The organism is Psychrobacter maritimus, assembly GCF_029953575.1.
In the GTDB taxonomy this organism is placed as follows: Bacteria; Pseudomonadota; Gammaproteobacteria; order Pseudomonadales; family Moraxellaceae; genus Psychrobacter; species Psychrobacter maritimus.
This window is the reverse complement of the sequence record NZ_CP124526.1, coordinates 1265056-1278742: the sequence shown is the minus strand read 5'-3', so window position 1 is coordinate 1278742 and position 13687 is coordinate 1265056. Positions and strand designations below refer to the sequence as shown.

At 43.9% G+C, this 13687-nt stretch carries 11 protein-coding genes; 6 read left to right on the top strand and 5 right to left on the bottom strand.

The features are described from left to right. Positions 1-55 precede the first annotated feature (55 nt). Positions 56-646: a GNAT family N-acetyltransferase gene (locus tag QJS82_RS05325; RefSeq protein WP_281491495.1), complete on the top strand. Its 591-nt coding sequence runs from the start codon at positions 56-58 to the stop codon at positions 644-646. Between the two features lie 139 nt (positions 647-785). Further along, positions 786-2303, top strand: a complete 1518-nt coding sequence (locus QJS82_RS05320) for a bifunctional 2-methylcitrate dehydratase/aconitate hydratase (RefSeq protein WP_281491494.1) — start codon at positions 786-788, stop codon at positions 2301-2303. Between the two features lie 63 nt (positions 2304-2366). Here QJS82_RS05320 and QJS82_RS05315 read toward each other — a convergent pair whose 3' ends face one another. Continuing rightward, positions 2367-3143 (bottom strand): SDR family oxidoreductase, encoded by a 777-nt coding sequence (locus QJS82_RS05315; protein WP_281491493.1) that lies wholly within the window; start codon positions 3141-3143, stop codon positions 2367-2369. 237 nt (positions 3144-3380) lie between these two features. Between QJS82_RS05315 and QJS82_RS05310 the strand changes: the two genes are divergently transcribed. Together QJS82_RS05310 and QJS82_RS05305 are read left to right on the top strand one after the other, a co-directional pair. Continuing rightward, on the top strand, positions 3381-4820 hold the full coding sequence (locus QJS82_RS05310) for a DUF2868 domain-containing protein (RefSeq protein ID WP_281491492.1): 1440 nt from the start codon (positions 3381-3383) through the stop codon (positions 4818-4820). 56 nt (positions 4821-4876) lie between these two features. Then, positions 4877-6505, top strand: coding sequence for a DUF3482 domain-containing protein (locus QJS82_RS05305; protein WP_281491491.1), 1629 nt, complete (start codon positions 4877-4879; stop codon positions 6503-6505). A gap of 60 nt (positions 6506-6565) precedes the next feature. On the opposite strand, the gene QJS82_RS05300 is transcribed toward QJS82_RS05305, so the two are convergent. From QJS82_RS05300 to QJS82_RS05290, 3 genes are all read right to left on the bottom strand, one after another. Further along, entirely contained in the window at positions 6566-7588 is a 1023-nt protein-coding gene (locus QJS82_RS05300; RefSeq protein ID WP_281491490.1) for an ArsA family ATPase, read from the bottom strand. Positions 7589-7639: 51 nt separating this feature from the next. Beyond that, positions 7640-7918: a cory-CC-star protein gene (locus QJS82_RS05295; RefSeq protein WP_438656667.1), complete on the bottom strand. Its 279-nt coding sequence runs from the start codon at positions 7916-7918 to the stop codon at positions 7640-7642. 154 nt (positions 7919-8072) lie between these two features. Further along, positions 8073-9752: a carbon starvation CstA family protein gene (locus tag QJS82_RS05290; protein ID WP_281491488.1), complete on the bottom strand. Its 1680-nt coding sequence runs from the start codon at positions 9750-9752 to the stop codon at positions 8073-8075. A gap of 301 nt (positions 9753-10053) precedes the next feature. Here QJS82_RS05290 and QJS82_RS05285 point away from each other — a divergent pair, with 301 nt between their 5' ends. Both QJS82_RS05285 and QJS82_RS05280 read left to right on the top strand, forming a co-directional pair. Continuing rightward, positions 10054-10722: a hypothetical protein gene (locus QJS82_RS05285; protein WP_281491487.1), complete on the top strand. Its 669-nt coding sequence runs from the start codon at positions 10054-10056 to the stop codon at positions 10720-10722. Between the two features lie 90 nt (positions 10723-10812). Beyond that, positions 10813-11376: a hypoxanthine-guanine phosphoribosyltransferase gene (locus QJS82_RS05280; RefSeq protein WP_201564134.1), complete on the top strand. Its 564-nt coding sequence runs from the start codon at positions 10813-10815 to the stop codon at positions 11374-11376. A 91-nt stretch (positions 11377-11467) separates the two neighbouring features. Here QJS82_RS05280 and recD read toward each other — a convergent pair whose 3' ends face one another. After that, positions 11468-13675 (bottom strand): exodeoxyribonuclease V subunit alpha, encoded by a 2208-nt coding sequence (gene recD, locus QJS82_RS05275; protein WP_281491486.1) that lies wholly within the window; start codon positions 13673-13675, stop codon positions 11468-11470. Positions 13676-13687 lie beyond the last annotated feature (12 nt).

The following is a 13687-nucleotide window of genomic DNA, read 5'->3' as shown; positions in this document are numbered from 1 at the left end:
GAATTTATATTGTTACCCTATGAACGCCCTTTAAATCGTTAGAAGCTATTTGACTATGACTTGTGAATTTTCTATAAAAACCTTTGATGAGCTGACCACCGTTGATCTTTACCATATTTTAAAAGCCCGCTCACAAGTATTTGTGGTCGAGCAAAACTGCCCGTATCAAGATATGGACGAGGTAGATTTTGATTGCTTACATCTGGTCGCCCATCAAAATGAAGCCTTGATTGGCTATTGCCGCATTATCCCGCCGCAATTTAATCACAAAAGATCCTCGGTTAACCCTTCAGGTCCCATACCTGCGATTGGCAGAGTTTTGGTGCTAGCAGAGCACCGAGGCAATGGCGTTGCCCGTCAAATAATGCTTGAGGCTATCAAGTACTGCCGTAAAAAGTATGGTAAAAAAACCATCATCATCTCCGCCCAGACTTACTTGCTACACTTCTATGAATCACTCGGCTTTATTGCTGAAGGTGAGCGCTATCTTGAAGACGGCCTTGAGCATGTCACCATGGCTTTGCCCGTCATTAAAAAAGTAAAAGTAAAAAAAGAAAGCTCAGGGATGGTAAGTAGCATCCTCAGCTTTTTACTCTTGATACTGGCACTTTTATTCATTGTCGGTTTGGTTTATCTCATGGTGTAACTTATGAAACGATAAAACAGTCTTACATGACTTCACTGTTGTTCGATATTGAGTATGTTATTTTTGATGCATCACTGATTGATAAATCATGTCGCTTATCAATCGCTCAAATATTGGACTCAAGGAAGAGGTAACGATTATGTCTACGACTCAAAACGCTACGGTAGAGAGCAATATTCGTCCAGAGTACGACGATGAAATTCAAAAAATTGCCGATTACGTGCTTAATTACTCTATCGATAACGACTCGCCCAATAGCGCTGATGCTTGGAATACCGCCCGCTACTGCCTGATGGATACGCTAGGCTGCGGACTACTGGCATTACGCTTTCCTGAATGTACCAAGCACCTAGGACCCGATTGCGCCGACCAAATAACCCCTAACGGCGCGCGGGTCCCCGGCACTTCCCATAGACTTGACCCTATCAAAGCCGCTTTTGATATTGGCTGTATGGTGCGCTGGCTTGATTATAACGATACGTGGCTTGCTGCCGAATGGGGTCATCCTTCGGACAATTTAGGCGGTATTTTGGCAGTGGCGGACTATATCAGTCAGCAACACGTCAGCCATAATAAAGACCCACTCACCATGCGCGACGTATTAGAAGCGATGATTATGGCGCATGAGATTCAAGGCGTGCTTGCTTTAGACAATTCATTTAACCGTGTGGGGCTTGACCATGTGTTCCTAGTCAAACTCGCCTCGACAGCAGTGGTTGCTAAACTCTATAAATTACCACGTGAGCGCATCATGGCTGCCATCTCGCAAGCGATTGTCGATGGACAAGCATTACGTACCTATCGCCATGCGCCAAATGCTGGTAGTCGTAAGTCTTGGGCGGCAGGTGACGCGACCAGTCGTGCGGTACGCTTGGTCGATATCACCCGTCGCGGCGAGATGGGTATCCCTGGAGCACTTACTGCGCCGCAATGGGGATTTTATGATGTGTTGTTTAGCCATACCAATAAGGACTTGGCACTCAAACCTGAAAATGAACGTCGCTTTACCTTTCAGCGTGAGTTTGGCAGCTATGTGATGGAAAATATCTTATTTAAAATAAGCTTCCCTGCTGAGTTCCACGCCCAGACCGCTTGTGAAGCGGCAGTCATTCTGCATCCGCGTATCGACGATAGGATTGATGAGATCGAAAAAATCGTCCTAACTACCCATGATTCAGCCATTCGAATCATTTCTAAAGAAGGAACGCTTGATAATCCTGCCGATCGTGATCATTGTCTGCAATATATGGTCGCCGTACCTTTATTAACGGGCGACTTAATGGCAGAAAATTACGAAGACGACTATCATGAACAGCATCATATCTTAATTGATGAGTTGCGTCGTAAGATGGTTGTCGTAGAGGATACCGATTATTCAAAAGATTATCATGACCCAAGCAAACGCTCGATTGCCAATGCCATTCAAATATTCTTTAAAGATGGCAGTAGTACTGATAAAGTCGCTGTCGAATACCCGATTGGCCATAAACGCCGCCGCGCAGAAGGCATCCCTGTATTAGAGGCAAAGTTCCGAGCCAGTTTGGCAACGCGTTTTATTGACAGTCGCTGTGCGGATATTTTTGCGCTATGTGATGACCAACAACGCTTAGAGCAAACACCGGTCAATGAGTTTATGGATTTATTTGTCGCTAATTAATTTTAAAGCGCATAAATAATTCAGCGCCTTTTTGTTTTGATGAATCGTGTTTTTACCAATTCTTTACCAAGCTATGGACTCACCTGCCCAATCGACAAAACTGCCAGATTGGGCAGCGCTCATCCTATCAAGCACTTCCAATAAACGCTCGGCGCTATAGGCTGGCGAGAACAGCTTTTCGTCAGCCACATTGCCCTGAAAAGGTGAAGATAAATGAGTATCGACGGTACCTGGCTGCATGACGACCACGCAGACATCCTTTAGCGACCGACTCCATTCAATGCTCAAATTTTTCATACCCATATTTAGTGCCGCTTTACTCATACGGTAGCTATACCAACCACCCAGATGATTATCACTAATACTGCCAACACGGGCCGATATGGTCGCAAAAATGGCAGGCTGGTCAGCGTCAGCGTCACGTTCAGATTTTGCCAGTAGTGGCTTAATATGCTTGGCAATCAGCAAACTTGCTAAAGCGTTAATCTGCATACTCTGCAAAAAAAAGCCCGTCTCCAGTTGTCGTAATGCTTTTTCTGGCTGATTGTGTGCTGTATGTAATAAGCCGACACAGTTAATCACCCAGTCGATATGAGTGGTTTGTTGCTTAATATCAGCAATGGCATGTTCGATACTATGCTCATCGCTCACATCCATCGGTAACCAATATAAATTATCTGCCGCAAAGTCAGGCTGACTTTTGTGATAAGTGGCGTATACCCTTATATTTCCATCACTTTGTTCATTTTGTTCATTAGCAATCCGTTGTAATAGCTCTTTCACAATCGCTTGACCAATACCACCGGTGCCGCCAATAACTAAATAGTTTTTCTGGTTCACAAGGTCTTCCTTATTGCTCTCTGTATTATTAGCTGTTGCTAACCTGCATTCATTTTGGCGCATTTACTTTACATTTACTATGATAAAACGCTAAGAATAATAGAAGTTATCGCCGCGCTATATGAGCTACAATAATCACTAATGGGTAGAGTTCTCAACATTTTTAAGTAAGCATTGACATAATAAAATCATACTTATACTTTTTAACCAACGCTTTTATAGGGATATCATCGCACTATGCTATCACCCCAAGACCAATTAACTGAGCTGGTACGTACGCTTGAGACGCAGCAGCATGTTTTTGCTACTGACCCGCTACTGATTACCGAAAAACTGCAAGGTGAGGATGGAAAACCTATCCAAAAACTGCATCGCCGCGCCTCGCGTATCGATAGTAACGGCGCGCTGGCACGTGTGCTCGGTAAGATTGACGGTCGCATAAAGGGCATCATGGTGGTTATGAGTGTGGTGTGGTGCATCTCAGGGTTTTTGGGATTGTTTACCCTACTTCAGACCAATGTGGTTAATTTCTTTTATGTGCTGGTCTGTCTGCTCGGCTTCCATACCGTTATGCTCTTAGGCTGGCTTGTGATGACGCTAATCAATCAAGGCAAGCAGTCCTCGAATTGGTTTGCCAATTTTGTCAGTCCTAGCTATCTCATCCGTGGCAAGGATGATGTGACTAAGGCCGCCGTTGACTTGTACGAGCGTCAATTACAACACAGCGGTATGCGTTGGTATTTGGGACGCTTTAGCCATCAATTGTGGCTCGCTACCTTGACTGGTATGCTGCTGGCGATTGTGTTTTTATTGATTGTGCGTCAGTACAGTTTTAGCTGGGAATCGACACTACTATCAGATCAGGCGCTTATCACGTTGACTCAGATACTCGGCTGGCTGCCAAGCATGGTAGGGTTTGGTGTGCCAGACAGTACCGCTATCGTTCAGAGTCGCTTGGTAACCGATGCGATGCCGCTGTCTGTCGCGCGGCAATGGGCGGGGTTATTGGTTGGTAGTCTGTTGATGTACGGTATTGTACCTAGAGCAATCGCTTGGGCATTTTGCGCGTTGATGTTCCGTCGTAAAAAGATGCGTTTGGATATCAAGCAGCCTTATTATCAAAAGATTTTGAATTTTTGGCAACGTCATGTGGTTGATGATGATGATTTTAAGGAAGCACCCGCTCCTATCGCCCCAAAAGCGACGGTCAGTACTGGCAAGAAACTGGTGGCTTTACTCGAATACCCATCACAGCAGAATAACTGGTGGCTTGAGGGTCTTGATGCCAATATCAATGATAATAGTGAGATAGAGGATTTTGGTATCGTTGATGATCGCGATGATATGGATCGCTTGACAAGCTATCTTGATAAGCACCCAGTGCAGGTGTTATTAGGAATTCATAGTAAAGCCCTGCCTGACCGTGGCACCCTACGTAAACTCGATCGTATCGCAGAACATGCGACAGATGGGCTCATCGTACAACTGCTTGGTGATACCAGCTTGACTGACAATGGTATTAATATTAATGCTGATATTTCAAATAACGCTGTTTCAAGTACGGCAAATTTAAAAAAGCAAACATCGGAGCAGGTTGCGGGAAATCAAGATGTTCGCTATCAACAGTGGCAAACCGCGCTCTCTGCTCGAAAAATTGGTCTGGTGGACACTAAGTAGCGTTATGCTATTAGCTTTACTCAATAGCTTTTATACAAATGATATGGAATCATAGGATGGATAATAATAAGACCAATGGTCAACCCGTCGATTTATTTGCTGACAAGGCACTGAAAGACGACCCTAGCAGCAACCTAATGAACCCAGAGGCAACAGCATCTACTCAGGACAATGTTAATACCACCCCCATAGATTATTCTGCTGATGAATCTGAAAATCTGACAGCGCGCTCTGGTAAAAAAACGACGATAGCCAGTGGTGCAGCACTTAAATTAGCAGTCGTTGGTCATACCAATACGGGTAAGACCTCTATATTGCGTACTCTATTACGTGATGTCTATTTTGGTGAGGTCAAGAACGAGGCTGCAACCACGCGTCATGTAGAGCAAGCCAAGCTAACAGACAGCCAAACCGGTGAAGATTTAGTCATACTATATGATACTCCGGGTCTAGAGGATGCCTCAGGGCTGATGGATTGGCTGGAAGCCAATACGGCCAGCCGCCGTGATGGTATTGAACGTTTGCAGCAATTTTTGGCAGCAGATATTGCCCAAGGCGGTGATGCGCTAACTAGCAATGAAGACTATAGCCAAGAAGCCAAAGTTATCCGTCAGTTGCTGGCAAGTGATATGGCCATTTATGTCGTCGACGCGCGTGAGCCGGTACTTGGTAAGTATAAAGACGAGTTGGCTATTTTATCGTGGGCCGCGATACCTGTGATGCCGGTATTCAACTTTACGGACAGTCAGGATGCCAATATCGATGACTGGCAAACGATGCTGGCAAGACGTAATCTGCATATTTCGACCCGTTTTGATTCAGTGGCGTTTGAATTTGAAGATGAAATGCGCCTATGGCAAAATCTCGCCACCATGCTCACTCACTCGGAGATGCTTGAGCAATTGATGGTACGCCGTACGGAGAGCTGGGCGCAACTCTATGATGAGGCCAATATCATCATTGCCGACTTTTTGTTAAATGTCGCCGCTTTCGTCCATGAGATTAATGAAGATGATGACCCACTGCCCGTATTGGAACAAATGCAAGAGGCCGTTAGACAAAGTGAACGAGCGATGCAGCACAACCTACTCAATTTATATAAGTTTTATGATAATGCCGTGGCAGCAACCCCACTTGAATTACAAGCGTATCAGCAAGACCCTTTTGACCCTGAGCTGCTCAAAAGCTATGGTATTCGCACCACATCTGGCGCGGCAGCGGGCGCGTTACTAGGGTTAGGTATTGATGCGGCAGCATTAGGCACGACGTTGGGATTGGGTGCCGCGATAGGTGGTATCGCAGGTGGGCTATTGTCTAATACCAGTAGCATCGCCGATAGAATCACTGGGGTAAAACGTTTGTATATCGACCCTGCTACCCTAACCTTGCTCGCCACTCGAGCGATAGATTTACTCACCGCCCTGCGCCATCGTGGTCATGCGGCAACTGATGCCACGCAATTGCTATATAAAGGTGAGAAATCCAGTATTGAGCAGTCGTTAGATGACGAAAGCAACACCGTCACACCATGGCCGACACATAAACTGCCAAGTGAGCTCAAAAAAGCCCGTGGCAAACCGCAGTGGTCATCACTGAGTAGCGGTAAGTCTGAACAGGCTCAGCTATTACGCGCAGATATGGCGTGGTCGCTGGCTAGCAAATTACAGTCACGTGGGGCTGAATAATAGCAGTTGAGTAACAACATTTCTTTATGGGGCTATTTTTATATAACTGTTTTTATATAACTATGCCTCTAGTAAAGTACTTAATGCACCAGTACCGCGTATATCTGTTTTCTGTAGATAAATTGGATACAGTGGATAATTCGTAAAACTCTTTTCGATATCATGCATTAGCTGCTGCTGGCGCTCGGCACGATGTTGCCAAAACTCATCAGTTTGTGTTGGCGTTATCAGTTGGTTGACCACTATCGCTGCTGGCGGCAGTTTACTGCCCTCTAACTGTTCGATAGCGCGTTTGGTCTCTGCCAGTGGTAGTACATCGGCAGTCATCACTAATACAATCGCGGTTTGGTTACGGTCATGCAGCAATATTCCTGCCTGACGAAACAGCGCTTTGCGTTTTTCGAGTACTGATACTGCTTGCTCCCAGCGGTCAGATTTATTTGCGGCAAATGGATTTGGCACATCATTATCGACGTCTTTTTGATTGCTCTTTTGATTATGACTGTCTAAATGATTGGCTGCTGAGCGCAATTTAGCTTGCCGCCTTTGCTGTGCCAATAACCCATCTGTCCACGCGCCCATCATCTCAGGCAGCACCAATAAGCGTAGGGTATGACCAGTTGGCGCGGTATCAAATATAATATGTTCATAATTGGCATCCGCTGCACTGACTAAATGCTGACACATGGACTCGAGCATGGCGGCTTCTTGTGCACCTGGCGCAGATTTTGATAGGCGTAGGTGCTCACGAATTTTGGGCATCATATCGGGATTGGCATAGGCAGTGATGGTACGCTCAACTTGGGCAAAATGCGCATCAACGATGATGTCAGGGTTTAGCTCGATAGCATTAAGATAAGGCGTTACCGCTGTTTTCTCGTTGCTTAACCGTATATTAAGCACATCACCCAAGCTATGCGCCGGATCGGTTGAGACAATTAAGGTCTTTTTTTGCTGGCTAGCATAATAACTGGCAAGTGCAGCGGCAGTGGTGGTTTTACCAACACCACCTTTACCACCGACGAATATAATCGGCTGTGTTGCCAGTTGTTCTATTAGTTTGTGCAGAGGACGTAAAGCCATACTCGTGTCTCAATATTGAATCAATGGAACGGTTAATAAATTAGCATCCAACTAACAGCAACCAACGTGATCAAAAGGACATCTATCCATACCCATGCGTGTGTGCCATTCGTGGAAATTTTCTAAAAATAATGGTTGCAATTCTAGTGTATAAAAGCTGGCAGGGTTATCAATACCGAGGCTCTCAGCAAACATAAGCAGCATAAAGAAATCTTCTTCATCACGCGCTGCACGTGCCATCGTTTGACGATATGGCGCATGATAAAACTCATTGAGTCCTGCTACAAACCGTTGCCACCATGGTTGGCTGTCTTTTAGACGGTCTGGCATGTTTTCTAGGTTATTTGAGGTCTTGTTATCTTCCATGATTTACTCGCATTTTGCTTATCTCTAACTATCTATCATGCCTATACCATACAAAAAACGCCAGCAATTGCTGCTAGCGTTTTTTTATATCTATATTAATATCAATTAGGAATCACTTTTAAAGGTTACTTTTGCCTTTATGTAACGTCCATTCTTTGCGCAGTACAGACAAACTCTCAAACGTCACTAGAATCGTGGCTATCAAGATAATAATATCCATAATAATAAGCAGCCAATTACCATCATTAAAAAACGTTTTTAGCTGAATCAATAACGCAAAAATGGTCATAACCAATAAGAACGATAATGGCGCTAAGGTATACCATACAGGTCTGCCTTTACGTAACAAGATGACAGTCACAATCATTAAGGTTAAAGCAGCCATGAGCTGGTTGGTCGTACCAAATAGAGGCCAAATAATCATACCGCCCTCGCCATCAATGCCCCCAGCACCAAATGCTAGTAACAGACAGCTACCAACGGCAAGAAACGTTGCCACCACGCTTTTATTTAATACCGGCAGCTTATAAATCTCACCAAACTCTTGGAAGATATACCGTTGCAGACGCACCCCAGTATCCATCGTGGTACCAGCAAACAAGGCTGCCATTACTGTCAGCATCGTCTGTGATAAAACCATGTCAATGCCAACACCTGCATTTAATATGGTCGCACCGCCATCAATAAAGGCACCAATCGAGCCGTCGCCAAATTTTTGATAAACGGCTTGCCAGTCGCCAAGGGTTGCAAAGCCTGCGGTTGCCGCAAGTATCGCACCAAGTGCCAGCATACCCTCACCCATGGCACCGAAGTAACCAACGAAGCGTACATCTTCTTCTTTATCAATTTGCTTGGACGTCGTACCCGTCGCCACCAAACCATGAAAGCCTGATATTGCACCACAAGCAATGGTCACAAATAATAAGGGCAGCATAGATGGTGTGCCGATTGGCAATGCCGTGTTTATAGCTGGCGCGACAATATTCGGCGTAGCAATAAAAATGGCAGCGTATAATAAAATCAAACCGACAAACAACTGTAAGCCATTAATGTAATCGCGCGGTTGCAGTAGCATCCAAACAGGCAACAAAGACGCAATTGCTGCATAAGCAAATAAAATAAGAATCCAGATCGCATTATCTGGTAGACCCATAAAGGTCTCAGGTAATACGATAGGGAACATAGGACCGAGATAGATAAGCCCGTATAAAGCGGTGACCCCAATGATGGAGACCCAAACCAGATTCATCTTATAGCGATAAATACACTGACCGATGATAAACGCTACGATTAAAGCGCCCCAAACCGGCAAGACAGAAGATGGGGTTTTTATCATCATATTGGCAATAGCAACGCCAAATACCGCATTGACCATTAATAATAATAAAAAGATAACCACCATCATTAAGCTACGGACACGTGTGCCCATGACCGTACCGGCAATAGAACCTATCGATTGACCTCGATTGCGCATACTGGCCCAAATAGCAGACATATCGTGGACACCAGCCATAAAGATAGTGCCTAAAACCACCCAGATAATGGCGGGTACCCAGCCCCAAATAACCGCAATCGCAGGACCAATAATCGGTGCCGCCCCTGCGACCGAGGTGAAATGATGCCCCCATAGTACATATTTATTGGTGGGGATATAATCTACCCCATCTTTCATGGTATGCGCTGGCGTGGGACGACTGTTGTCCAATGCCAAGATTTTGGTGGCGATAAATTTTGAATAAAACAGATAACCGCAAAGCATGGCGGCAACCGCAACCAACAGTACAATAGCACTATTCATCTTATCTCTCCCTAGACAAGTATTAGATAGCCTTATAAGTTCAAGCTTTTTAAAGAAAAATCTTAAAAATATGCTAGATTAGTGGGCGGTGAGCGACTCAGAGCACCCGTTATTAGGCAAATAGAAGCATCTTCGCCATATTATTACTGACCAACAAAGCATGGTATTTTAAGATTGAGGCACTTTATTAATGAGTACCAATTGCTTGAATCCTTTCTTAGTATTCTTTTTAAATAGTAACTGATTTGATGAGGGATGTAACGTTGATAAGACGTTAAAAACAACAAATAAAGGAGTTAGAATGACACACTATTTTGGATTCGTACCTTCAGATAAATTGAAAGAATTAATTATTGAGGCAGAGCAAGTCGTTGAATCAAACGAAAAAGTAGACTATTACCCTTATCGTGATGCCCTGACCCATCAAACGGCTCGTGACCTTACTGATAAATTGTTGGTTGGATTGGTAGATATTATTCCAAACCCTGAGCGCCAAGCCTCTATGCGTAAAATCGTTGGCACCATCGAGCGTGCGACGGATACCCTACTCAATATCTTGTTGGGTAAAGAGAACAATCAAGAAGTGATGCCAAGTTTTCATTTTTTAAGGGATCAAGCGACATTCATTGATAACGAAGGCGTCAAGCGCATCGGTTTTAAATTGTCAGATGCAGATGCTAAAACTATTGATGACGGTTTTGCGGCGATTACGCCTGAGCACGTTGATAGAGCGCTGTTTAAAAAAGCACTTGAAACGGTAAACGAAGAGACTTTAACGCATTTTATCAGCCGCTATGCTGACACGTTAAAATTGGGCATGATTAAACGCAAGTCTGTGCCAATGGCAAAGGCAGCTATCGATAAAGGCATGTCTATGGCATTAAATAAGCTATTACCTGACTTGCCGGACAGCTCTTTGAACCGTTTGGCCAATTATTATCGTCCTTTTATCGTAAAAAAGCCCGAATAACGAATATTATATTTTTATTAAGAATGTAGTGTTGGGCAAATTTGCTAAAATTTGCTAAAATAGGCGGCACTTTTATCGAAGGCGCAACTCATGACCCAAATTAGTAATCAAGAAATCGAAAAAACCCTGCGCAACTCAGAGTGCCTTATCAGCAGTATCGAAGTAGCCGCTGCTTATGAGCGCCTTGCCGCCCAGCTCAACCTACATTATGCCGGCTTAAATCCAATCGTTATGGTCGTTATGAACGGTGGACTTATCCCAGCCGGTCAATTATTGACGCATCTGACGTTCTACCATCGCATGCATTATATCCATGCGTCACGCTATCGTGATAACGAAGGTACGAATGAGCTTGATTGGAAATTTAAGCCTGATGTCAGCATCAAGGGCGAACACGTCTTATTAATTGATGATATTTTTGACGAAGGTATTACGTTAAAAGCCATCGTTAAAGAATTGGGTAAAGAGAATCCTTTATCTATCGAATCTTGCGTGTTGCTTAATAAAGAGCACGATCGCAAGGTTGCAGACTTTGACGTTGATTTTGTTGGTATCAATGTCGCAGACCGTTATGTTTATGGCTGTGGTATGGATTTCCATGGTTACTTGCGTCATTTGCCTGGTATCTATGCTATTAAAGAAGACAAAATCTAGTCATTCTTTGGTTGAATGTTTTGAATGTATCGCATAATAAAAAAGCACCCACTGGGTGCTTTTTTATTGCTTTGATTGTAGTCAGGGGCAATTAAAACTGTAATGCCAAACCCGTATGGCGCTCAGTGGGTGTCTGGACAGCCTTTTCCAAAGCGGATTTCGTACTATATATGGTTACCTGTTTTTTGGCACGGGTCACAGCGGTATAAATAAGCTCTTTACTCAGCAATCTTGCATGACTATTATCAAAAGTAATGGCCACATGATCAAACTCAGACCCTTGCGATTTGTGAATAGTCATTGCGTAGGCGGTGGCAATCACCTCTTCATTGAGAAGATTGACGGCTATCCCCTGCTTATTATTTTCAAAAAACACTTCGAGTCGACTACGCTCATCACCAGTTTGCAAACAAAAACCAATATCGCCATTAAATAATCCTAGCTCATAGTTGTTTTGAAGGACCATAACGGGACGACCATGAAACCATGTGTTTTGACCCAGTGGTAGCTTAAGCTCAGTAAGGTGCCATTGAGTAAAGTAATTATTAATATAATGGTCGCCCCACTCGCCATTATGGCCAGCAGTTAACACCCTGAACTGATTAAAGGTTTCCATTAATGAAGCAATGGTATCTTTAACTGATTCTGGCATGGATTTTTCTATTGGATTTATCAGTAACGTTTTGATTTTGTTTATGTAGGAATGGTAATTTAAGGTGAGGTTTGAGATAGTTTTATTTTTGCTTAGGCTATTTTCTATCTTATTATCTAGAAAAGCTTCTGTTTGTAAGGTGTTGATGCTATTCACATATTGAAAACTCAGTGCCTGATCATGCTTTAACAACTGCCAAATAGCATGAGTATCTGTTTCTGCCTTGTTGATTTGATAAGCAAGCTTACCGATACCCGAGTCTGCTGTAAATCGACGACTCTGTGTTAGCTCTGCATGAATGGGTTGTAATAGTGGAATACGGCACAAGTCAGCCAGTACCGCCCCTGCATCTACAGCTGCCAATTGGTTCGCATCTCCTAACAATATCAGCCTTGCGCCAGGCTTTACCGCACTCACAAGATAGTTCGCCAGCTCAACCCCTAGCATCGATGCCTCATCGACGATGATGATATCTTCGCCAAGTGGATTATTGGCATGGTAACGCGGTCTGCCGGTCCGACCAATACCTAACAAGCGATGAATGGTTTTTGCTTCTTGCAACTGTAGCTCAACATCCGCTGCGTCTAACGCTGCCTGCAGAGACTCTTGCATGCGCTGTGCAGCCTTACCGGTTGGTGCTGCTAATGCCAAACTGGCACTGTCAGTGCTAAATCTAATGCTTTCACGCGCATCTCCCCCACTCTCTGTCGCCTGTTGCAGCGCAATCACTAGCTGAGCAACGGTGTAGGTCTTCCCTGTACCTGGTCCACCAGTAATAATACTAAAGGCGTTGTTATTGGCGACATTAATTGCCTTTATTTGATGTTCATGAAGGTTTTCGGGTATTGCTATCTCTAGCGGTGTTACCTGCTGGTCTAAAATAGTGTTGATGCGCGCGGCTAAGTTAAATTCTGCTTGCCAAGCTCGGTGTAACCAAAAAGTGATTGCTGCGTTTTGTTTATCAGCCTCTTTGTTATTGATAAACTGATAAATAATAGGTTGATTATTTCTGCTTAGGCTATTTTCATTCTCATTATTGCTCACGTTATCGTTAAGGCTAGCGAACAAAGTGTGCTCATCGATTAACTTAGAAAAAGACGTTAAGTTGCTATTTTTCAATAACTTATAAAGTAAGGCAACGGCATCGAACCTTTTAATCAACATCTCTTTTTCATGATTACTCAGTGCCAGCTGCGCCCATAACTGGTCTTGCTTAGCAAACAAAGTCTCTAGCAATACAAATATTGATGGCTCAGCCGTAATATCGACCTCTGATTGAACCTCTATTTGAGTGTCAATCAAGGCAATAATCGGCATTGCTAGCATCTCTAACAGCTGCTGTTGCCAAGCATATAGTGTCACCAGCTCACCATTGATATGACCGCTGAGCGGTACTTCATGCTCAGTTTCCTCAATGGTGAGCACAGTATGCCCCTCTTCTAAATGCGTCGCCAACATAGTGAATAAAGCCGTAAATAAGCCACTATCTGGTGTTTTATCTATTTTTGCACTATCAGTATTAGGCTTGGCATCGGTAACGTTATACGCGAAATACGTTTGTCGCCGGCGCAGCAAAATATAATCACTGATGTTGCTGGCCCAGCTTTCTTGTGAACTTATATCTGCCCTGCTCTTATTATTATTCATAGATTATTACTC

What these genes read in the sequence shown, in the direction of transcription:
- QJS82_RS05295 (WP_438656667.1), bottom strand. Translation starts at nt 7,918, where the DNA reads ATGCCAGACCGTCTAAAAGACAGCCAACCATGGTGGCAACGGTTTGTA.
- QJS82_RS05305 (WP_281491491.1), top strand. Translation starts at nt 4,877, where the DNA reads ATGGATAATAATAAGACCAATGGTCAACCCGTCGATTTATTTGCTGAC.
- QJS82_RS05290 (WP_281491488.1), bottom strand. Translation starts at nt 9,752, where the DNA reads ATGAATAGTGCTATTGTACTGTTGGTTGCGGTTGCCGCCATGCTTTGC.
- QJS82_RS05300 (WP_281491490.1), bottom strand. Translation starts at nt 7,588, where the DNA reads ATGGCTTTACGTCCTCTGCACAAACTAATAGAACAACTGGCAACACAG.
- QJS82_RS05285 (WP_281491487.1), top strand. Translation starts at nt 10,054, where the DNA reads ATGACACACTATTTTGGATTCGTACCTTCAGATAAATTGAAAGAATTA.
- recD (WP_281491486.1), bottom strand. Translation starts at nt 13,675, where the DNA reads ATGAATAATAATAAGAGCAGGGCAGATATAAGTTCACAAGAAAGCTGG.
- QJS82_RS05310 (WP_281491492.1), top strand. Translation starts at nt 3,381, where the DNA reads ATGCTATCACCCCAAGACCAATTAACTGAGCTGGTACGTACGCTTGAG.
- QJS82_RS05325 (WP_281491495.1), top strand. Translation starts at nt 56, where the DNA reads ATGACTTGTGAATTTTCTATAAAAACCTTTGATGAGCTGACCACCGTT.
- QJS82_RS05320 (WP_281491494.1), top strand. Translation starts at nt 786, where the DNA reads ATGTCTACGACTCAAAACGCTACGGTAGAGAGCAATATTCGTCCAGAG.
- QJS82_RS05280 (WP_201564134.1), top strand. Translation starts at nt 10,813, where the DNA reads ATGACCCAAATTAGTAATCAAGAAATCGAAAAAACCCTGCGCAACTCA.